Consider the following 19,247-nt stretch of genomic DNA (forward strand, 5'->3'; position numbering starts at 1 on the left):
ATGTCGAGACAGCATCCTGTCAACTGGCGTGGTTCCGCGCTCAACCGTGGCCGTCCCGCTTGAGCGACATCGAACGGGGCTTGCTCAGGCCTGCTGGTAGCGGAGGTACAGCGCGCCAGACTGGAATGTGTGGGTTTCTTTCAGGCGCAGCGGGACGAGGTGATCGAGCTGCGGGAAGTATGGCTTGCCTCCACCCACGAGAACCGGGGAGAGGACCAGATGCGTCGTCTCGGAGCGCGCCTGCCGATGATGTTTCCGGGCCGAGGCAATCGCGACGTCCGTCAGACGTAGATGATGCAGGCCATTGTCATGGAGTGCTCCCATGTTCCGCTGCCCGTTGCCGTTCGTACTGCTCGTCCTCCTGCCCGCGATGGCTTCCGCCGCCGCATCTCCAGAAGCGGAGCGCTGGTGGGGTCACGTTCGCGTGCTCGCGGATGACGCGATGGAGGGGCGGGAGACGGGCAGCGAGGGCTATCGGAAGGCCGCGAGCTACGTGGTGGAGCAGCTCTCGGCGATGGGAATCAAGCCGGGCGCGGGGGATGGCTATGCTCAGGAGGTGGAGCTGGTCTCGCGGCGACTGGTGGATGCGAGCTCGCGGCTGGCCCTCGTGCGGGGGGGCCGGCGCATGCCGCTGGTCATCGACCGCGATGCCATCATCGCCTCATACCTGGGGGAATCGGGGCAGGTGGATGCCCCGTTGGTGTTCGTGGGGCATGGCCTTTCGATTCCCGAGGCGGGACATGACGACTTCGCGGGGCTGGACCTCCAAGGGAAGGTGGGCGTCATCCTCTACGGAGGGCCCGACCACATCCCCGGTGCGCTCCGGGCCCACTACAGCTCGCTCGAGGAGCGGGTCAAGGTGCTCCGGAAGGCAGGCGTGGTGGGGGTCGTGGTGTTGCAGACTCCGAAGAGCGAGGAGCTGCCCTGGGCGCGCATCGCCACGACGCGGTTCGAGCCGGCCATGACCTTCGCCGACCCGTCACTGGTCGAGAATCAGGGCCTGAAGGTGAGTGTCGTCTTCAACTCCCGCCACGCTGAGAAGCTGTTCGCTGGCGCGCAGCACTCCTTCAAGGAGGTGCTGGCGATGGCGGATGCGAACCGGCCGCTGCCACGCTTCGAACTGCCCACCCGGCTCGAGGCGCGGGCCGAGTGGAAGGAATCTCCGGTGAAGTCCGCCAACGTCGTGGGCGTGCTGCCCGGCAGTGATGCCACGTTGGCGAAGGAATACGTCGTGCTCACCGCCCACCTGGACCACATCGGCGTCGGGGGGCCGGTGAAGGGCGACGCCATCTACAACGGCGCCATGGACAATGCGACGGGAGTGGCCGCGGTGCTGGAGGTGGCACGCACCCTTCAGGCACTGAAGCCGAAGCGCTCCGTGCTCTTCCTGCTGGTGACGGGAGAGGAAAAGGGGCTCTTGGGGGCTCGCTACTTCGCCGCGAAGCCGACGGTGCCCTTGTCCTCCATCGTCGCCAACTTCAACCTGGACATGTTCCTTCCGCTGTTCCCACTCCGCCACCTCTTGGCCCTGGGGCAGGAGGAGTCCTCCCTGAAGGCGCCGCTTCAGCAGGTGGCAACGGCCCATGGGGTGACGCTGGTCCCGGACCCCGAGCCCAACCGCATGTTGTTCATCCGCAGCGACCAGTACGCCTTCATCCGGAAGGGCGTGCCCGCCCTGTTCTTCAAGTTCGGCCATGCGCCGGGCTCTCCCGAGGAGCGCACGATGAATGCCTGGCACACCCGGCACTACCACGCGCCCTCCGATGACCTGCGCCAGCCGATGGACCGGGAGGCGGCGGCGAAGTTCGTTCGGCTGCTTTCGGACCTCACCCTCACCGTGGCCAACACCCCCGCGCGCCCGCGTTGGAACGACAACAGCTTCTTCCGGAGGTTCGCTTCAACGCCGGTGGAGGAGGCTCACCAGCGAATACCGTGAGCGCGGGTGCGGTTCACCCCACGTTGATAGTTGGTCGAAGTCCTTGGCGGTGATGTGGCCTGTCTCCAAACCTTGCCCCCTTTTGCGAGGCGCGGAGTGAGTGCAGAGTTCCGCGAAGCGCTTCTCGCGGAGGCCCAGATGGCCATGTCCATGCCCCAGGTTCCCATGCCCATGCGCCGACGTTCGGGCCCCATCCTCGTTCTCGCCGCCGTCGTGCTGCTCAGCGGAGCCGCGCCGGAAAATGCCCAGGAGCAGGTGCTGGGGGCAGCGGAAAGCGACCCGCGCATCGAGGCCGTGGCGATGCCGTGCAAGAGGGGCCAGCGTGCGCTGCGCGTTCGCCGCGGCGACGCGAAGCGCACGGCGACACTGTCCGAGCCGTATGATGCGCTCACGTGCGACGTGGCGAAGGCCACGGCGCCTGGATGGAGTTGGACCGGTGGCGATGAGTCGACATCCTGGGCCCTCCAACTCCGGGCCGTGGACCTCCAGGGAGGGCCGACGGCGCTTCTCATCACCCACGCGGCCGGCTACGAACATGTGCACCGCCAGCATGCCCTGTTCCTCGCGGACGCGAAGGGCGTGACCCGGGCCTGGGAAGGGACCGAGGGGCAGGGCCCCACATACTCCAGCGTGGAGGTCCAGGACGGCCGGCTCCTCTTCTCACGCACACTCGACATCGGCGTGGGAGAGTCGGCGGACAGCTGGGCCCTCTCCGAGCTGCGCTGGGACGCGGGACGGAAGAAGGTGGTGGAGCGGCCCGCCGAAGCCTGGGCCGTCATCCTCCGTACGGAGGACTCGGTGCCGGCGGCCCGCGCGGCCGAGGCGCAACTGGAAGCGGACTGCAAGGGCTCGACGCTGCTCATGGTGGACACCAACGACTTCGCGCGGCTCACCCGGGACAAGTGGGTGGTGGCCAGCTTCCTGCCGTCAAGGCAGGGCGCCGAGGCTGCGCTCAGGCGGCTGCGGCCTTGCGCACCGGACGCGTACCTCAAGCGCGTCCAGTGAGTGCCGCCGCACGCGGTGGAGGCTCTGCTATCGGAGCTCGGCCCCGCAAGCTACGGCATGGCGCGCGTATTGACGCATCACCATCCCCGGTCGGATTCGACTAGAATCCCGCCTCTTATGGAGCGGACCGGCGCAGCGGCAGTCATCATCGGCAACGAGGTCTTGACGGCGAAGGTCCACGACCTGAACGGGCCGCATCTCATCAAACGCCTGCGCGAGGTGGGCATCCCGCTGCACTCGGTGGAGACGGTCCTCGACGACGTGGACGCCATCGTGGACGCAGTGGCCCGGGCCCGGCGCAAGGCGCGGTACGTCTTCACCAGCGGCGGCATCGGCCCCACCCATGACGACGTCACCGTGCGCGCGGTGGCCCTGGCCATGGGACGGAAGGTAGTTCGGCTGCAGGAGATGCTGGACCTCATCATGTCCCGTGCCACCGAGGAGCGGCAGGTGACGGCGGAAGGACTGCGGCTCGCCGATGCCCCGGAGGGCGCCGTGCTGCTTCCCCAGGCCGACATGTGGTTCCCCGTGCTCACGGTGGATGACATCTTCCTGCTGCCCGGTGTGCCGCAGTTGTTCCGGATGCAGTTGGAGACGGTGCTCGCGCGGCTGAGCGGGTCGCCCGTGGCCGTGAGCTGCCTCTACCTCCGGCTGGGCGAAAGCGACATCGCCGCCGTGCTGGACCGGGTGGCGCTCGACATGCCGCACGTGGCCATCGGCTCCTACCCGGAGTTCGACCCGGACAAGGACTACCGGGTGAAGGTGACGGTGGAGTCCGCCCAGCGCGGGCCCGTGGATGACGCGCTGACGCGCATCCTCACGGGCCTGCCGGAAGGCGCGGTGGTGCGGCGGGAGTAGGGCTCCCGCCGCGTTCCGAAAGCGCCTACAGCCCCAGTCCCAGCCGCTGGCGCAGCCGGAAGAAGTCGTCCGTGAAGGCCCACGCCAGAATCGTGCGCAGGCGCTCACCTTCGCGCACGGCCTGGATCATGGGCTCGGGCGTATCCAGCCGGGCACCCGCGAAGTTCGGGTCCTCGCGCAGCACCATGCCCAGGCCCACCGCCACATCGCCGCACATCAGCAGGCCCGCGCGGTCCGCCGAGTAGTCGATGGCCTCCAGCCAGGGCGCCAGGTCCACCTTCTGTGCGTCGCCCAGCGACATCGCCGGAATCTCCAGCGCCTTGAGCGCCTTGCGCGGGAAGGCCCGCTTGAGCTGCTTCACCGACTCGTCGTTACGCCGGCCCAGCGCGCTGAACTGCGGCGCGTGCAAGCGGACGGCGCTGCCGAAGAGGTCCGCCGTTTCGCCCTGTGACAGCTTCTCCAGCACCGCGGTCTTGTTGAGCAGCCCCAGCGCCGCGCGGCCCAGGAGGAACTTCTGCTCGCGCGCGTTGAAGCGCCGCACCACGTCCTGGCCAATGCACACCGACATGGGCTCCGTGGTCTCCAGCACCGTCAGCCCGCGTCGCGCTTGGTAGGCCTCGAAGCTCTCCACGCCGAACACCTGCGCCACGGCGCGGATGGCCTTGTACACGGCCGAGTCCGGCTTGAGCCGGTCCGCCTTCGGGTTGACGCCCACGATTTCGAAGTTGGGCGGGTACACCTTCTCCAGGTGCTCGCCCATCGCGCGCAGCACCTCGAGCAGCGGGCCCCGGGCCCCCGGGTGCATCAGCACCGAGTCCACATCCGTCTGCGTCAGCGCCTCGCGCGCCTCCTGCGCCAGCCGCGTGCGGGCCTCCATGTAGAAGGCCAGCTCCACCTCGTTGGCGGAGCGCAGGAAGTGCAGCGCCGCCGCCGCGCAGAACGCCTTGTCGAGCTGCTTCAGGCCCTCCCAGAGCTTGAACAGCGCGTGCAGGCTGTCCACCCGCGTCGGGTCCTGCCGGAGAATCTGCCGGTGCTCCTCGATGGCCATCGGCACCGATGACGAGTCCCGCGCGTACAGCTCCGCGAGCACCGCGCGGGCCTGGAGGTTCGTGCCGTCACCATCCACCACCTGCCGGTACAGCGCGGTGGCGCGAGCAGGCTCGGACAGCGGACCCGCGTACAGGTCCGCGGCCCGCATCCGCAGCGTCGCGGCGCGCTTGGGCTCCACGGCCAGCTGGCCCGCGGCCTGGGCCTCCAGCAACTGCGCCAGCTCCGGCAGGTTCCGAGCGCGCTCGTAGAGGACCACCAACCGGTCCACGAGGGCGGGGTTGCCCGGGGACAGCTCCAGCGCGCGGCGGTAGAGCGGGGTGGCCGCGCCCGCATCCCCCAGCCCTTCGTCATACGTGCGCGCCAGCTCCAGCGTGAAGCGGGCCCGCGGCTCCGGCGGCAGCTCCTGCTGGAGCAGCTTGTGGAGGCAGTCCACCGCGCCCGCCCAGTTGCGCGCCTGCGTGTGAAGCCCGGCCAGGCGCTCCAGCGCCTCCAGGTGACGGGGCAGGGTGGCCAGCACCGTCTGGTAGTGCGCCGCGGCCCGGCTCGGATCATTGAGGTGCGACGCGTACAGGTTCCCCAGCGTCATGTGGAACTGCGCCAGGACGCGTGGGTCGCCACCCAGTTGCACGCGCTGGCTCAGCATGGCCGCGGCCTCGGGGTACTGCTGCGCCTCCAGCAACAGCGCGCCACGCAGCTCCAGAGCCTCCGGGTGCCCCGGCTGCGCGGACAGTGCCTTCTCCAGCAGGGCCAGCGCCCGCGCGCGGTCATTCAGCGCGGTGTGGTGCAGCCGCGCCGCGCTGACGAACGCCGTGGCCGCAGCCAGTCCGTCCCGTTGCGCAAGCTTCGCTTCGGCGCGCCGCTCCTGCAGGGCCGCCAGGTCCGCGGAGCCTCCACGCTGCGCCAGCAGCTCCTCCAGGCCCGCCTGGGCGCCCGCGTGCAGCGGATCCTTCTCCAGCGCCTGCCGGTACAGCGCCGTGGCGCCGTCCGCGTCATTCAGCCGGCCCACGGCCAGCTTCGCCGCGCCGATGAACGCCTCGATGGCGCCACGCGGATCGCGCGACACCCGGGCCTCGGCCTCCAGGGCGGCGCGGGCTCCCGCGAAGTCGCCCCGCTTCAAGGCCACACGGCGAGCTCCCTGCATCGCGGGCAGGCACTGCGACTGGAGCTCCAGGGCCTGCCGGTACAGCGCCGCCGCCCTCTCCAAGTCGTTGAAGCGCGTGTCCGCCAGCTCGGCGGTGCGCAGCAGCATCTCCAGGGCCTCGTCGGCGTCCTGCGCGGATGCCAGCCGCATGGTGTACAGGCGCGCCAGCCCCGCGGCGTCACCCGCTTGCCGCAGGCCGCGCTCCAACACGAAGGCCAGCCGCGCATCGCCCGGGTCGGCCTCGAATGCGCGCTTGTAGGCCTCCAGCGTGCCCTCGGCGGGGCTCTTGTCCAGGTCCACCGCGGCGGACAGCCGCAGGGCCATGGCCAGCCGCGGGTCATTCACCCGGTCGGCGATGCGCTGGCGCAGCTCGGCGCGGCGCGGCCGGTCCGAGGCGCGGATGCGCTCCAGCAGCGTGAGGGCGGTGAGGTTGCCGGCGTCCAGCGCCAGCACGGCCTCGCAGCACTGGGCCGCGCGGGAGGGCTCCTGGAAGCGGTCCAGGTACAGCCGCGCCAGCTTCAGGTACGCCGTCACCTTCGCCGCGGACGTGCTGCCCACCTGCGTCTCGCGGTCCAGGATGCCGACCAGCTCCTTCACGTTGTCCTGCGCCAGGTACAGCCGCTCCAGCGCGCGAAGCGTGGCGGCATGGGCCGGCGTCAGGCGCAGCACCTCTTGATACGTGTCGATGGCCAGCTCGGGCCGAAGCAGCTGCTCCTCCCAGATGGCCGCCGCCTGGTAGAGGGCGTTGGCGCGCTCCAGCGGGTCGGTGCGGTTGGCGGCTTCGGCGCGCAGCACCTCCACCAGGCTCTCCCATGCGGCCTGCGCGCGGTAGATGCGGGCCAGCGCGCGCAGCGCCGGGAAGTAGCTGGGCGCCAGCATCAGCGCCTCGTTGTACGAAGCGATGGCCTCGTTGTCCTGGTTCAGCCGCTGCTCGTACAACTCGCCAATCTTGTAGATGAGCGCGGCGGCCTGCTCGGTGGAGGCGGAGCTCTCCGACTCCGCCCGGTACATGTCCACCAGCTTCTCCCACCGGCCATCCTGCGCGTACAGCCGGCCCAGCGCCTTGAGCGCGGGGAGGTATGACGGGGACAGCGCCAGCACGCGCTCATAGGCGGAGATGGCGCCCGCGCGGTCCTTGAGGTTCTCGTCGAGAATCTCCGCGTTGCGGTGTAGCAGCGACAGCACCTGCTTGGTGTCACCCGCGAGCGACGCCTCTAGGTCGTGCGTCTCCAGCAGCTCGCGGAAGCGGCTGGCCCGCTCGTAGAGCCGCGCGAGGTTGCGGATGGTGGGCAGGTGGTCCGACGCAAGGTCGAGGATGCGCTTCATGCACTCGATGGCGTGGTCCAGGTCGCCCAGGCGGTCTTCGTACACCACCGCCATCTTGTTCAACGTGGTGATGAGCTGATCCCGGTCGCTCGTCTGGAGCAGGTCCTGCTCATACATCGCCACCAGCTCCGCGAAGCGGCCCTGGCGCTCGTAGAGGCGCGTGAGGGCCTTCTGCGCGGGGAGGTAGCCCGGCTGCAGCTGGAGGCAGGCGTTGTAGCGGGAGATGGCGTCCTCCTGCCGCCCCAGCCGCTCCTCCAGGATTTCGGCCGCCTTGTACATGCGCGCGGCCTTCTGCTTCGCGTCCTCGGCGGCGGCGACCTCCGCGTCGAAGACGGAGACCAGCCGCTCCCAGTCCTGCATGCGGTAGTACAGCTTGCCCAGGCCCGCCAGCGCTGCCGCGTGGCCGGGAATGCGGGCGACAATGGCCTGATACCGCGCCGCCGCGTCCGACTCGCGCTTGAGGACCTCCTCGTACAGCGCCGCCAGCCGGAGGTTGGTGGCCACCAGCTCGCTCTCGTCGTTGAGCGAGCCCACGCGCGCCAGCAGCACGTCCGACAGCTCCTCGAAGCGGCCTTGCGTCTCGTAGATGCCGGCCAACTCGCTCAGCACCAGCGGTTCGTTGGGGGACACCTGCCGCGCGGCGAGCAGCGCGGCCAGCGCGTCGTCCTTGCGGTCGTTGCGCTCGTAGACCTTGGCAATCTGCAGGTACGCGGGCGCCGCCTGCGCGCCCAGCGCGGCCGCCTCCGCACCCAGCGCGGCGAGCAGCTCATCCACGCGGCCCTCGCGCTCGGCCAGCCGCTTCATGGCCGCCAGGAGCTGGAGGTCCGACCGGTCCAGCGCGAAGGCTTCGCGGAACAGGGCCGCGGCGCCTTCCTTCTGCTTCAGCCGCTCTTCCAGCAGCAGGCCCGCGGCGGTGAGGTAGTGCGCGCGCAGCGAAGGCTGCTGCACGGCGGCGGCGATCAGCCGGTATACCTCCACCAGCGCAAGCGCGTCGTTGCGCGCGGCGTAGACGGACTCGAGCTGGGTGAGGACCACGACGTCCGTGGGCCGGCGCTCCAGGCACTGCTTCAGGCTCGCGGCGGACTCCTCGTCCCGCGACAGGCGCTCCTGGAGGATGATGCCCTTCTCGAAGAGCAGCGCGGCCTGATGGCGCGCGTCGTCGGTGGCCGCCAGCTCCGCATCCATCAACTGGAGCACCATCTGCCAGTTGCCCACGTCCGCGAAGAGCCGGCGGGCGGCGCGGATGTTGACGAGGTAGCGCGGCGCCAGCTTGTACGCGTTCTGGAACGCCACCGCGGCGTTGCGCGGATTCTTGAGCGGCTCCTCCCAGAGCAGGCCCACCTCGTGGAAGAGCAGCGCCGCCGCGTGGGGCTCCGCGGTGCTGAGGGCCTTGGCCTCGCGCTCCAGGGATGCGATGCGCTCGCGCGCTTCATCCTCGGCGCGGGTGTTCGCGGCAGCCGAGGGGGCGGTGGTCGCGGCCTGGGCCTGCGTCTCCGTGACCGGAGCGTTCGGGCTCGCGGGCGCGCCAGACACAGGCAGGGGGGCCACGGGAACAGTGGTCCTCGGGACGTCGTTGCGCTCGCTCATGGAAAGCCGGCTCCGAATGGCCAATGCGGGGGAGGAGGGACTGGCCGTCGCCGGTCGTAACATGCGCTTAGCCGGTCCCTCAACTTCCCGTCTTTCCTGGCGATTTGGGTGCCAGCCACCCCAGGGGGCGGGCAGGCGGACCCTGCCTTGGAGCAACGCGGCGCCTACTTCCGCCGAGCGCGCCACTCGTCGCGGTTCTGCCCCCAGCGGTCGACGCGGATCGTGTCGTACGGCGGTGGCATGTGTGCCTGTCCCAGCACGCGCGACCCCAGCCGGAGCGCGACCTGCTGGGACGGGGTGTTCTCCGGCACGATGCAGTGGATGACGTCGGTCCAGCCGAGGTGGTCGAAGGCCCAGTCCATGGTCGCCGCTGTCGCCTCCGTGGCGTAGCCCCGGCCCCAGTACTCGCGGAGCAGGCCCCAGCCAATCTCCGTTCCCGGCCAGCCCTCCGGCTTCCACGGGCCCACTCGCCCCACCCACGCGCCCGTGGACTTCTCCAGCACGGAGAACATCGCGAAGCCCTGGATCGACCACGAGCCCGCCAGCACACACAGGTTGCGCCACGCCATCGCGCGCGGCTGCACCCCTCCGATGAAACGCGCCGACTCCGGGTCGGCCGACAGCGCCGCGAAGCCATCCAGGTCCTCGGCCAGGGGAGGCCGGAGGATGAGACGCTGTGTTTCGATCATGGGGCCATTGCTCGCCAGGTGAGACATTTCAAGCGCCTTTATGTTTGGCATTGAATTCGAACCGCCAGTCGGCCGCGAATGAGACCGCCTGGCGGGAACGACCGCATCATTCGGCTCCTCCTGGGTGAGGGAATGACAGTCCTTCAACCCAGGAGAAGCCGTCAAATGACGTCTACCAGATGCGGACGCGCTGCTCGGGAGTCAGGAACAGCGTCTGCCCGGGCTTGACATCGAACGCGCCATACCAGGCATCGAGGTTGCGCACGGTGGCGGTGCGGTACGGGCCCGGCGCGTGGCCGTCCGTCATGATGATGCGGCGCAGGTACGGCTCGCGGTAGTTGGCGCGCCACACCTGACCGAAGCCGAGGAAGAAGCGCTGGTCACCGGTGTAGCCGTCGATGACAGGCGCGGGCTTGCCGCCCAGGGAGAGCTGGTAGGCGTCATAGGCCACCGCCACCCCCGCCATGTCCGCGATGTTTTCACCCAGCGTCAGTTCGCCATTCACAGACAGGTCCGGCAGCGGGCGGTAGGCGTTGTACTGGGCCGCCAGGGCCTTCCCCGCGGCCTGGAACTTCGCTTCGTCCTCCTTCGTCCACCAGTTCTCCAGCTTGCCGCGCGCGTCGAACTTGGCGCCCACGTCGTCGAAGCTGTGGACGATTTCGTGGCCGATGACCGCGCCGATGCCGCCGTAGTTGACGGCCGGGTCCGCGTTCGCGTCGAAGAAGGGCGGCTGCAGGATGGCGGCCGGGAAGATGATGGAGTTCTGCTGCGGTGAGTTCAGCGCGTTCACCAACTGCGGGACCATGTACCACTCCTTCCGGTCCACGGGCTGGCCCAGCTTGGCGATGTTGCGCTGGTACTCGAAGCGGATGGCGCGCTCGGCGTTGCCGTAGGCGTCACCGGCCACGATGTCGAGCCCCGAGTAGTCACGCCACTTCTCCGGGTGACCGATGCTTGCCTGGAGCGAGCCCACCTTCTCCTTGGCGCGGGTCCGCGTGTCGGGCGACATCCACGTCAGCGCGTCGATGCGCTTCTCGAACGCGGTGATGATGTTGCGGACCATGGCCTCCGCTTCCGCCTTCACCTCCGGCGGGAAGTACTTCGCGACATAGAGCTTGCCCACCGCCTCGCCCATGGAGAGGTTGGTGGTGTCCACGCCACGCTTCCAGCGCTCCTTCTGGGCGGGCGTTCCGCTCAACGTCTTGCCGTTGAAGGCGAAGCTCTCGTCAACGAAGGCCTTGGGCAGGTACGGGGCCGCGCGGGCCACCGCGTGGAAGGCCAGGTAGTCCTTCCACGCCTGCAGGGGCTCGCTCTGGGCGAGCTTCGACAGGGCCGTCAGCGCGCTCGGCTGCCAGACGATGACCTGCTCCTGCGTGCCCAGGCCCGCGGCGTCGAAGAACTCCTTCCAGGCGAGGCCGGGCGCGCGCTTCACGAACTCCGCGCGCGGCCAGGGGTTGTTCGCCTTGGAGATGTCCCGCGTGTCGACCTGCGACACGTGCGCCTGGGCCATCTTCCGCTCCAGGGCGAAGACGCGACCCGCGCGGGTCTCCACGTCATCGAAGCCGGCCAGCTTCAGCATGGCCGCGATGTGGGCCTGGTAGCGCTTGCGCAGCTCGGTGAAGCGTGGGTTGTCGGCCAGGTAGTAGTCCCGGTCGGGCAGCCACAGGCCGCCTTGCAGCAGGTAGGGGGCATAGCGCGACGGCTCGTTCAGGTCCTCGGCCACCCAGAGGCCGAAGAGCCGGTCCGTGGTGACGTCGCCCATGTTGAGCGCGTCCACGTCCGCGCGGAGGGTGGCGCCCAGCACCGTGGCCAGTTGCTTGCGCTGCCCGATGGCGGCGATGCGCTCCAACTCCGGCTTGAGCGGCGCCACGCCCTTGGCCTCGATGGCCGCCTCATCCATGAAGCTGGCGAAGATGTCGCCCACCTTCCGGGCTTCGCTGCCCTCGGGGGCCTGGCGCTGCGCCTCGATGAGCTCGCGGTTGTGCTGGTCCGCCTGCTCCGCCAGCGTGGTGAACATGTTGTAGCTGGAGCGGTCCGGCGGAATCTCCGTCCGCTTCACCCAGGTGCCGTTGGCGAAGCCGTAGAAGTCATTGCCCGGCACGATGTCGCGGTCCATGCCGGCGGTGTCGAAGCCGAAGGTCCCATACGTGGGCTTCGGCTTGGACGCGGGCGCCTCGGCGGGCGCCGTGGCGACAGGCGCGGGCGGTTCTGCTTTCTCCGCGGAGGTGGAAGACGCGCAGGAGGTGAGCAGCGCAGTGGTGCACGCGGAGACCAGCACATGCCTGGCGCCGGGGAAACGTCGATGGGGATGTGTCAAGGATTGCTCCTGAAACAGGGGGCTGCGAGCCGAAGACCGGGGATATAGACGGTCTGGCGTGTGAAGGCGCGGACCGAACAACGGATTCGGCGGTTTCATCCCGAGCGGGCGGACCTTTCGCCCGGACCGGCTCCGCCACAGTCGCCGAACGGCCGGGCTGTACCCGAGGGGCGCGTGACGGACGCCTAGGTTTGCAGGGAGCCGGGGCCGCGATGTGTCCGCGCCCCGACATCCAGGAGGCTCCCATGCGGCTGTTGTTCCGAATCACCCCCGTGCTGTTGGGGCTGGCGCTGGCGGCCTGCTCGGGCATCCGCGTCAACACCAACTATGACCCCACGGCCGTCGAGCGCATCGATGACTTCCGCCGGTACGCCTGGCTGCCGCAGCCCCAGGGCAAGGACGCCCGCGTCTACAACGACATCGTTGACGTGCGCGTGCGCATGGCGGTGGACCAGGAGCTGAAGGCCCGCGGCTACCAGAGGGTGGACATGGGCGAGGACCCGGACTTTTTAGTGGGGTGGCAGGGCGCCATCGACACCAAGGTGTCTGTCGACACGGTGGACTCCTTCTATGGCTACCCCTGGGGCCCCTACTGGAGCCCCTGGAGTTCCTTCTACGGGCCCTACGGCTATCCGTACGGAATGGGTGGCCCGCGCACCTATGTCCGCGAATACGACGTGGGTACGCTCATCCTCGACGGCGTGGATGCCCGGGAGCAGCGGCTGGTCTGGCGCGGCACGGCCCAGGCGGAGCTCCACCGCGACCTGTCGCCCGATGCACTCCAGAAGAAGATCAACGACGCCGTGCACAAGATGCTGTCGCGCTTCCCGCCTCGCCCGGAAGCGTCCTGAGCCGGCCAGGCAGCCACTCCCGCGCGTTTTCGGTTGCGAGCCCCCATGTCGGCCACCAGTATTAGACCAGTGGTCCAACCATCGGTCCAGGCTGGGTGTTCGATGAACGAGGCGACAGGCTCGAAGCACGCCGAACAGTGGGCGGCGCATTGGTACGCGGTGGCGCGGTCACCGGCGCTCGGGACGGGACGGCCCTTGGGAATCCAGCGCCTGGGGCGGCGGCTCGTGCTCTGGCGGGACGCCGCGGGCGAGGCCCACTGCGCGGACGCGGCCTGTCCCCACCGGGGCGCTGACCTCGGGCTCGGACGCGTGCAGCAGGGGGCGCTCGAATGCCCCTACCACGGCTTCCGTTACGACGGTGGCGGCGCTTGTCTGGCCATGCCCTGTGAGGGGCGTGACGCGAAGCCCTCGCGAGGCCTCGCACTGCGCATGCATCCGGTACGAGAGGCGCATGGGTTCATCTGGGCGTGGCTGGGGGGCAGGGCGCCCGCGTCCCTTCCCGCGCTGCCCTGGCTCGCGGACGCGCCGGAACCTGATTCGAGCAGCGCCGCGGTGGAGGAGGTCTGGAACGCACGCTTCACCCGGGTCATGGAGGGGATGTTGGACCTCCATCACTTTCCCTTCGCGCACCGGCGTTATGTCCCGCCGGGCTACACGCGGTTGGACCCCTATGAGGTCCACGTGGACGCGGGGGCCATTCGCACCGTCGGCTGGCTGCGCAAGGAGACACGTCCGCCTGGGACGGGGTTTCGTTTCGCCATCGACGTGGGCTACCCGGGCGTCCTCCACCTGCGCTTCACGCCCCGGCTGGTCGCCGCCGTCGTCTGCACCCCCGTTGATGCCGAGCACACGTGGATCGCGGCGCGCTTCCACCAGCAATATGTCCGGCTGCCAGGGCTCCGGTGGCTCGCTGCCCGGCTGGCGATTGCGTTCGAGTTCCGCTTCATCCAGCCGGACGACTACCGGATGGTCCGCTCCAGCCTGCCTCGCTCCGGTGCGCTGGCCCACGGCACGCTCATCCGGGCGGACCGCGCCATCATCGCGTGGCATCAGCTGCATCGCGCGGCGCTCGGCGACACTCCTGGCGCATCCTGATAGAAACGCTGCGTCCGATGCCCCGTCCCCGCGCCAGCAGGCTCGATCCCGAGCGCAGACAGACACTCCTCGCCGTGGCCGCGGAGGAGTTCGCGGAGCACGGCTTCGATGGGGCCTCCTACAACCGCATCCTGGAGCGCGCGGGCTTCTCGAAGGGGGTCGCGTACTACTACTTCGAGGGCAAGGACGACCTCTATGCCGCCGTGCTGGCCCTCACGTTGGACACGCTGGCGCAGCGATTCGGGGCCTGGCAGCGTCCCGCGGACGCGGACGGCTTCTGGCGCGCCCTGCGTGAGCGCTACTTCGCGCTGACGACGCACATCGTGAACGACGAGCGCTCGGCCCGGCTTCTCCGAAGCATGTCGCAGGCGCGCACCCATCCGAAGCTCCAGGAGGCGTGGCTGCGCTTCGAAGGGCCGCTAGTGGCGTGGTTCCAGCGTGTCCTGGCGGACGGGCGCGCGCTCGGCGCGGTGCGTGGCGATGTGCCGGAGTCCCTGCTGCTGACGTCCCTCATGGGCATCGGACAGGCCACGGATGGGTGGCTGCTCGAACAGTGGGCGCACAGCGGAGTGCCGGCGCTCCAACGCGGGGCGGAGCAGGTGTTCTCCCTCTTCGAGGACCTGCTGGTCCCCAAACCCGTGGGCCCGCCTCCCGCGAAGCGGCGCTGAGGCGGACCCTGGCGGGCAGTGCTTCTCAGTAGGCGCAGGCCCGGTTCGCGCAGTACCCCTGGACGCCCTGGCAGACACAGTCCGCGTCATCGCTACACTTGGTCACCGGGCACTTCGGACCGCCGCCGCCTCCTCCTCCACCACCGCCTCCACCGCCGTAGGTGTAGCTGCAAGCGTTGCGGGAGCATGTCGCCGTTCGCGCCGTTGGGCATGCGTCCCAGCACTGCTGCTCGGAGCTGCACCGGACGATGACACAGGCGAGGCCCGAGAGGTCCGGCTCGCTGACCTCCGCGTCGGACTGCACGCTCTGCGAGCACACCGCCGCGCTCGCCACGGCAACGTTGGGCTCAGGGGACTCTGCGCTCGCGGCGGTCGCCGCGAAGGTCAGCAGGACGGCGACGCTCCAGGACAGACTGTGTCGACGGGAAGGCATGGCGAAGTTCCTCTCAATCCCCGAGGCTGGGGCCCTGTCGCTGCGCAGGGGTTCCGGGGATGTAGAGTCTATCACGGCTGGGTCTGGCCATTCACCGGACGCGAAACCTGTTCCCCTGGCGGGCGGGGCCGTCAATCATCTGGCGCATGCCCCCGCCATCATGGACTTCTCCCGTGCCCCGGAACGTGCAGCGACGGGTACGGGCGCTCGTCTTCGTCACGGTGTTCCTGGACCTGGTGGGCTTCGGCCTCATCATCCCGTTGCTGCCGTTCTACGTGGAGTCCATGGGCGGGACGGCCACGACGGCGGGTGTGCTGCTGGCGTTGTTCTCCTTCGCGCAACTCGTCGCCTCGCCGGTGCTGGGGCGGCTGTCGGACCGGGTGGGGCGCCGCCCCGTCATCCTGCTGAGCCTGCTGGGCAACGCGATCTCCATGGCCCTGTTCGCGTACTCCACCCACGTCCAATGGCTGCCGTGGTTGTTCGCGTCGCGGCTGCTCGCGGGAGCCACCGCGGGCAACCTGGCGGCGTGTCAGGCGGCGGTGGCGGACGTCACGGACGAGCGTGGGCGGGCCGCGGGCATGGGACTCGTCGGCGCGGGCATTGGCCTGGGCATGGTGCTGGGGCCCGTCATCGGCAGCCTCCTCCATGTGCATGGCGCCTGGGCGCCACCGCTGGCGGGCGCGGTGATGGCGGCGGCGGCGATGCTAGGCGTGCTCTTCTTCTTTCCGGAGACACACCGCCCGCAGGCGGAGCGGCACGAGGAGCCAGGCCGTCCCCGCGTGCGGCTGTCCGACGTCCTGGCCCGGCCCGGGCTGGGCGCGGTGCTGGCTTTGACGTTCCTGGTGTTCATCGGGATGACGAACCTCCAGGTGTCATTGGGGCTGCTGGCCCAGGCGCGGTTCGGCTGGGGCGAACAGGAGATCGGGCGGCTCTTCGCGTTGATGGGCCTGGTCACCTTCGTGCTTCAGGCCTTCGTCATCGGCTGGCTGACGCGCCGGGTCCGGGACACGACATTGGTGCTGGTGGGCGCCGCGTGCATGGGGGCCGGGCTCACGTGCATCGCCGCCGCGAGCCACGGTGCCATGTTGGTGCTGGCCATGGTGCTGGTGGGCTCGGGGACGGGCCTGTTGCAGCCGCTGATGGCCAGCCTGGCCTCCGGATTCGCGGGGCGCGAGCTGCGTGGCGGGGTGCTGGGCGTGGTGCAGTCGGCGGGCGGGCTCGCGCGCGTGGTGGGGCCGGTGTGGAGCGGCTTCCTCTACTCACGGCTGGGGCCTGGTGCGCCCTTCACCAGTGGGGCGGTGGCGGCGGGCGTCGCGCTGTTGGTGGGGGCTTCGCTCCTGCGGCGGCGCGTTCCGGATGCGCCGCCGCAGTCGAGCTTGAAGGTCTGAGCGCGCGGCCGCTTACAGGCAGTACCGCGCGAACGTCGGGCTGCTGCACAGGCTCTGGAAGGCCGCCAGGTTGCAGGTGTCAGCGCCGGGACCGACGTTGCACGGATTGCCATGCGGACTGCCGTAGTCGCTGCAGGTGAACTCGACGCGTTCGCCGAACAGGTAGGTGACGGCCACGGTGTTGTTCGCGTATTGGCCGTTGACGACGCAGCGGTCCAGGTCGCCCGAGTGGTCCACGGTGTAGACGCCGTGGGACAGGAAGCCGGGGCACTCCACCGTGCAGCTCGTCGGCGACTCCGGCGGGCGGAAGCCATACATGAAGGTGTTCGGCTGGCCGGTGGTCACGCCGAACGTCCCCGCAGGTGCGCCGGTGGGGCTCAGCGGGTCTCCGGTGCCGTTCCAGTTTCCCTTGGCCAACGAGTACGTGCTCGCGCCCACGGCCGACAGGGCATTGAGCGCGTCAGCCTGGTTGCCCGCGGCGCCATAGAACGTCCGGAAGGAGCGGACCTGCCCGACGGCGAGCGAGCCCAGCCGGAAGTCGAGCTGCGCGCCCAGGTCACCAGGGCCCACGTTGGTGAAGTCACCCGTGCCGCCCATGAGCGAGTAGTTGATGGCCAGCGGGTCCAGTGACACGAAGTTGTTGTCGACCGCGCTCACCACCCAGGGGTTGCCCGCGGTGCCCGCGACGGTGACGTACTCGGAGAAGGTGTTGGGCAGGATGTCGTAGTCGATGCCGCGCGTGTAGCGCAGGTCGGAGATGAAGGCCGTGCCGATGTTCTCGATGAGGACGTCCACCTGGTACAGATGGTTCGTCACCGGCGACGGCGTGTAGATGTGCGTCACCCGGAACGTGTTCCCCACGCGCACCACCGACATGGTGGAGATGGGCGATGGCGCGTTGATCTCCACCGTGAGGTTCGAGGACGCGCCGCAGTCCGCGGAGCTGTAGCCGGAGATGCCCAGGTCGGCGCTCGCGACGCCCCAGCCCTCACACGCGCTCCCTGGCGCGGCGGCCTCGCCGTTGGTGGGCAGGTAGCGCAAGCCAATCGTGCGGGTGCCGAAGGTGCCGCTGGAGACCGTGTTGGTGGGGCAGGGGAGGTTCAGGTGCCCCGCGGGCGCGACGCCGAGCCGGACGACGCCGTGGTCGATCATCCCGGGACAATCAGGCAGGGGCGGGGGGAGGAAGTGGGGCTCGGACGCGAGGAGGCGCTCCGCGCGTATCAGGGCCCTCGCGTTCTGGGGATGGATCCGTGCCTTCGCGTCGGTGGGGGCAAGCTCCTCCGCGCCGGAGGCCATCGCCTGGCCGCTCCAGGACAGGGCGCAGAGGAGTGCCGCGTGCAGAAAGCGCTGGGGATTCTTCGATGTGAGCATCCAGGTTCTCCTGTACCCGGCGAGGCCGGGCAGTGAGAGGGCCATGACCGGCCCGCCGTGCAGCCGCGGGGCCTGACCTGGATGCGCTGCCACTGGCGGCGGCGCCCGGTGGGCCCGAGGCGCCCACAGCCTAGCCAGTTACGGAGCGTGTGTGTGCGCTGTGCTCGCTGTTACACAGACTGCGTGTGTGGTGACGTCGATGTGGCCGTGGGGGGCTTCCTTGGATGAGGCGCCCTGTGTGTGGGTGCTGGGCCTGTTCTGTCGGAATGGGTTATGGACAGTGTGGAATCCTCCATTGAGGGCATCCTCAACGGCCCACCTGACCCGAGAACCCTTCAAGCCGACCTTCGTCCACATGAATCGCAGACCCGAGCTCGACAGCCTGCGCGGCATCCTGCTCGTGTTGATGACGCTGACGCACCTGCCGACGCGACTGAACACGATCAGCAACCAGCCATTCGGATTCGTCTCCGCGGCCGAGGGCTTCGTCTTCCTGTCCGCGTTCCTCGTGGGCGTGGTGTACGCCAACAAGATTGAAGCGGCGGACCCGAACGTGCTGTGGCGCAGCCTCTGGCAGCGGGCGCTCAAGGTCTACGGCTACCACGTGGCGCTGCTGGCCTTCGCGTTCGCGGTCATCGGGACGTTGGGCATGGCGACGCACCGTCCCGCCATCCACAACCTGCTGGGCTTCTTCCACGAGGACCCCGTCACCGCGCTGTGGAGCAGCTTGTTCCTGCTCTACTGTCCACCGCTGCTCGACATCCTCCCGCTCTACGTCGTGCTGCTGTTGCTGACGCCCTTCATCCTGCTGGGCGCGCGCAAGGCGGGGTGGACGCGCATCCTGTGTCTGAGCGGGTTGGTGTGGTTGTCGGCGCAGTTGGGCTTGAAGCGCGCGCTCTACGATTTGCTGGTGTTCATCCCGGTGCTGCCGTGGCCACCGCTGCGCATCGAGCTGTCGGGGGCCTTCGACCTATTCGCCTGGCAGTTCCTGTGGGTGCTGGGCGTGTGGCTGGGCGTGGGCCGTGCCACGGCGCCGGAGAAGCGCGAGGTCGTTTCGCCCGTGCTGCTCAGCGGGGCGCTGGTGGTGAGCGTGGCGTTGCTGCTGATGCGCTACCAGGTGGGCATCTTCAGCATCGACCTGGGCCTGTATGGCGCCCTCATCGACAAGTGGACCCTGGCGCCCGTGCGGCTGGTGAACTTCCTGGCCGTGGCGCTGCTGGCGAGCTGGCTGAGCCCCAAGGTGTTCCGCTGGCTGCGCCCCCGCGTGCTGGAGGCGCTGGGCCGTGCGTCCCTGCCCGTGTTCTCCGTGCACCTGGTGCTGTGCCTGCTCAGCCTGGCGTTGCTCAATGAGAACGAGGACCCGCTGGCCGACTGGGAAGAGGTCGTCGTGCTGGTGGCCACGTTCACCGTGATGCTGCTGGTGGCGTGCAGACAGGCGGCCGCGCTGCGCAACAGTCAAACCCCATAGGGCTTCTCTGAGAATTCTCTCAGGATGCCCTCAAACGGCACGCGCGCGCCCTCCCTAGGGTGCG

Annotated in this window: 14 protein-coding genes; 8 read left to right on the forward strand and 6 right to left on the reverse strand. The window is 69.4% G+C overall.

The window, feature by feature from the left end:
- Nucleotides 1-84: 84 nt before the first annotated feature.
- Entirely contained in the window at nucleotides 85-324 is a 240-nt protein-coding gene (locus F8M74_RS18860; RefSeq protein WP_141254160.1) for a hypothetical protein, read from the reverse strand.
- Here F8M74_RS18860 and F8M74_RS18865 point away from each other — a divergent pair.
- The 3 genes from F8M74_RS18865 to F8M74_RS18875 all read left to right on the forward strand — a co-directional run bounded on the left by F8M74_RS18865 (nucleotide 323) and on the right by F8M74_RS18875 (nucleotide 3,799).
- Nucleotides 323-1,936 carry a M28 family metallopeptidase gene (locus F8M74_RS18865; RefSeq protein WP_141254162.1) on the forward strand — a complete coding sequence of 538 codons (1,614 nt, stop codon included), beginning with the start codon at nucleotides 323-325 and terminating at the stop codon, nucleotides 1,934-1,936. The two genes, F8M74_RS18860 and F8M74_RS18865, sit on opposite strands and share 2 nt — an antisense overlap.
- A gap of 96 nt (nucleotides 1,937-2,032) precedes the next feature.
- Nucleotides 2,033-2,941, forward strand: coding sequence for a hypothetical protein (locus F8M74_RS18870; RefSeq protein WP_228559121.1), 909 nt, complete (start codon nucleotides 2,033-2,035; stop codon nucleotides 2,939-2,941).
- Nucleotides 2,942-3,058: 117 nt separating this feature from the next.
- Nucleotides 3,059-3,799, forward strand: coding sequence for a molybdopterin-binding protein (locus tag F8M74_RS18875; protein WP_141254164.1), 741 nt, complete (start codon nucleotides 3,059-3,061; stop codon nucleotides 3,797-3,799).
- Between the two features lie 25 nt (nucleotides 3,800-3,824).
- Here F8M74_RS18875 and F8M74_RS18880 read toward each other — a convergent pair whose 3' ends face one another.
- From F8M74_RS18880 to F8M74_RS18890, 3 genes are all read right to left on the reverse strand, one after another.
- A complete protein-coding gene (locus tag F8M74_RS18880; RefSeq protein ID WP_141254165.1) occupies nucleotides 3,825-8,903 on the reverse strand; it encodes a tetratricopeptide repeat protein in 5,079 nt (1,692 codons plus the stop codon).
- A gap of 164 nt (nucleotides 8,904-9,067) precedes the next feature.
- On the reverse strand, nucleotides 9,068-9,643 hold the full coding sequence (locus tag F8M74_RS18885; protein WP_141254167.1) for a GNAT family N-acetyltransferase: 576 nt from the start codon (nucleotides 9,641-9,643) through the stop codon (nucleotides 9,068-9,070).
- A 121-nt stretch (nucleotides 9,644-9,764) separates the two neighbouring features.
- The gene (locus F8M74_RS18890; protein WP_141254168.1) at nucleotides 9,765-11,909 is read right to left on the reverse strand and encodes a M13 family metallopeptidase; all 2,145 of its coding nucleotides are present in this window, start codon (nucleotides 11,907-11,909) and stop codon (nucleotides 9,765-9,767) included.
- A 245-nt stretch (nucleotides 11,910-12,154) separates the two neighbouring features.
- On the opposite strand from F8M74_RS18890, the gene F8M74_RS18895 reads away from it, so the two are divergent.
- The 3 genes from F8M74_RS18895 to F8M74_RS18905 all read left to right on the forward strand — a co-directional run bounded on the left by F8M74_RS18895 (nucleotide 12,155) and on the right by F8M74_RS18905 (nucleotide 14,523).
- Nucleotides 12,155-12,760 carry a DUF4136 domain-containing protein gene (locus F8M74_RS18895; protein WP_141254170.1) on the forward strand — a complete coding sequence of 202 codons (606 nt, stop codon included), beginning with the start codon at nucleotides 12,155-12,157 and terminating at the stop codon, nucleotides 12,758-12,760.
- A gap of 102 nt (nucleotides 12,761-12,862) precedes the next feature.
- Entirely contained in the window at nucleotides 12,863-13,855 is a 993-nt protein-coding gene (locus F8M74_RS18900; protein ID WP_141254172.1) for an aromatic ring-hydroxylating dioxygenase subunit alpha, read from the forward strand.
- 17 nt (nucleotides 13,856-13,872) lie between these two features.
- Nucleotides 13,873-14,523, forward strand: coding sequence for a TetR/AcrR family transcriptional regulator (locus tag F8M74_RS18905; protein WP_141254174.1), 651 nt, complete (start codon nucleotides 13,873-13,875; stop codon nucleotides 14,521-14,523).
- Nucleotides 14,524-14,548: 25 nt separating this feature from the next.
- On the opposite strand, the gene F8M74_RS18910 is transcribed toward F8M74_RS18905, so the two are convergent.
- Nucleotides 14,549-14,956 (reverse strand): hypothetical protein, encoded by a 408-nt coding sequence (locus F8M74_RS18910; RefSeq protein ID WP_141279535.1) that lies wholly within the window; start codon nucleotides 14,954-14,956, stop codon nucleotides 14,549-14,551.
- Between the two features lie 173 nt (nucleotides 14,957-15,129).
- On the opposite strand from F8M74_RS18910, the gene F8M74_RS18915 reads away from it, so the two are divergent.
- A complete protein-coding gene (locus F8M74_RS18915; protein ID WP_141258502.1) occupies nucleotides 15,130-16,344 on the forward strand; it encodes an MFS transporter in 1,215 nt (404 codons plus the stop codon).
- Between the two features lie 12 nt (nucleotides 16,345-16,356).
- Here the strand turns inward: F8M74_RS18915 and F8M74_RS18920 are convergent, their stop codons facing one another.
- On the reverse strand, nucleotides 16,357-17,715 hold the full coding sequence (locus F8M74_RS18920; protein WP_228559123.1) for a hypothetical protein: 1,359 nt from the start codon (nucleotides 17,713-17,715) through the stop codon (nucleotides 16,357-16,359).
- Between the two features lie 199 nt (nucleotides 17,716-17,914).
- Here F8M74_RS18920 and opgC point away from each other — a divergent pair, with 199 nt between their 5' ends.
- On the forward strand, nucleotides 17,915-19,183 hold the full coding sequence (opgC, locus tag F8M74_RS18925; RefSeq protein ID WP_141258504.1) for an OpgC domain-containing protein: 1,269 nt from the start codon (nucleotides 17,915-17,917) through the stop codon (nucleotides 19,181-19,183).
- The last annotated feature ends 64 nt before the right edge of the window (nucleotides 19,184-19,247 follow it).

Origin of the sequence: Myxococcus sp. CA023 (assembly GCF_010998615.1) — a bacterium.
In the GTDB taxonomy this organism is placed as follows: domain Bacteria; phylum Myxococcota; class Myxococcia; order Myxococcales; family Myxococcaceae; genus Myxococcus.

Bases quoted from the DNA above. Each gene is read 5' to 3' on its own strand.
- F8M74_RS18865 (WP_141254162.1), top strand. From the start codon at position 323: ATGTTCCGCTGCCCGTTGCCGTTCGTACTGCTCGTCCTCCTGCCCGCG.
- F8M74_RS18860 (WP_141254160.1), bottom strand. From the start codon at position 324: ATGGGAGCACTCCATGACAATGGCCTGCATCATCTACGTCTGACGGAC.
- F8M74_RS18875 (WP_141254164.1), top strand. From the start codon at position 3,059: ATGGAGCGGACCGGCGCAGCGGCAGTCATCATCGGCAACGAGGTCTTG.
- F8M74_RS18880 (WP_141254165.1), bottom strand. From the start codon at position 8,903: ATGAGCGAGCGCAACGACGTCCCGAGGACCACTGTTCCCGTGGCCCCC.
- F8M74_RS18885 (WP_141254167.1), bottom strand. From the start codon at position 9,643: ATGCCAAACATAAAGGCGCTTGAAATGTCTCACCTGGCGAGCAATGGC.
- F8M74_RS18895 (WP_141254170.1), top strand. From the start codon at position 12,155: ATGCGGCTGTTGTTCCGAATCACCCCCGTGCTGTTGGGGCTGGCGCTG.
- F8M74_RS18900 (WP_141254172.1), top strand. From the start codon at position 12,863: ATGAACGAGGCGACAGGCTCGAAGCACGCCGAACAGTGGGCGGCGCAT.
- F8M74_RS18905 (WP_141254174.1), top strand. From the start codon at position 13,873: ATGCCCCGTCCCCGCGCCAGCAGGCTCGATCCCGAGCGCAGACAGACA.
- F8M74_RS18910 (WP_141279535.1), bottom strand. From the start codon at position 14,956: ATGCCTTCCCGTCGACACAGTCTGTCCTGGAGCGTCGCCGTCCTGCTG.
- F8M74_RS18920 (WP_228559123.1), bottom strand. From the start codon at position 17,715: ATGCTCACATCGAAGAATCCCCAGCGCTTTCTGCACGCGGCACTCCTC.
- opgC (WP_141258504.1), top strand. From the start codon at position 17,915: ATGTGGCCGTGGGGGGCTTCCTTGGATGAGGCGCCCTGTGTGTGGGTG.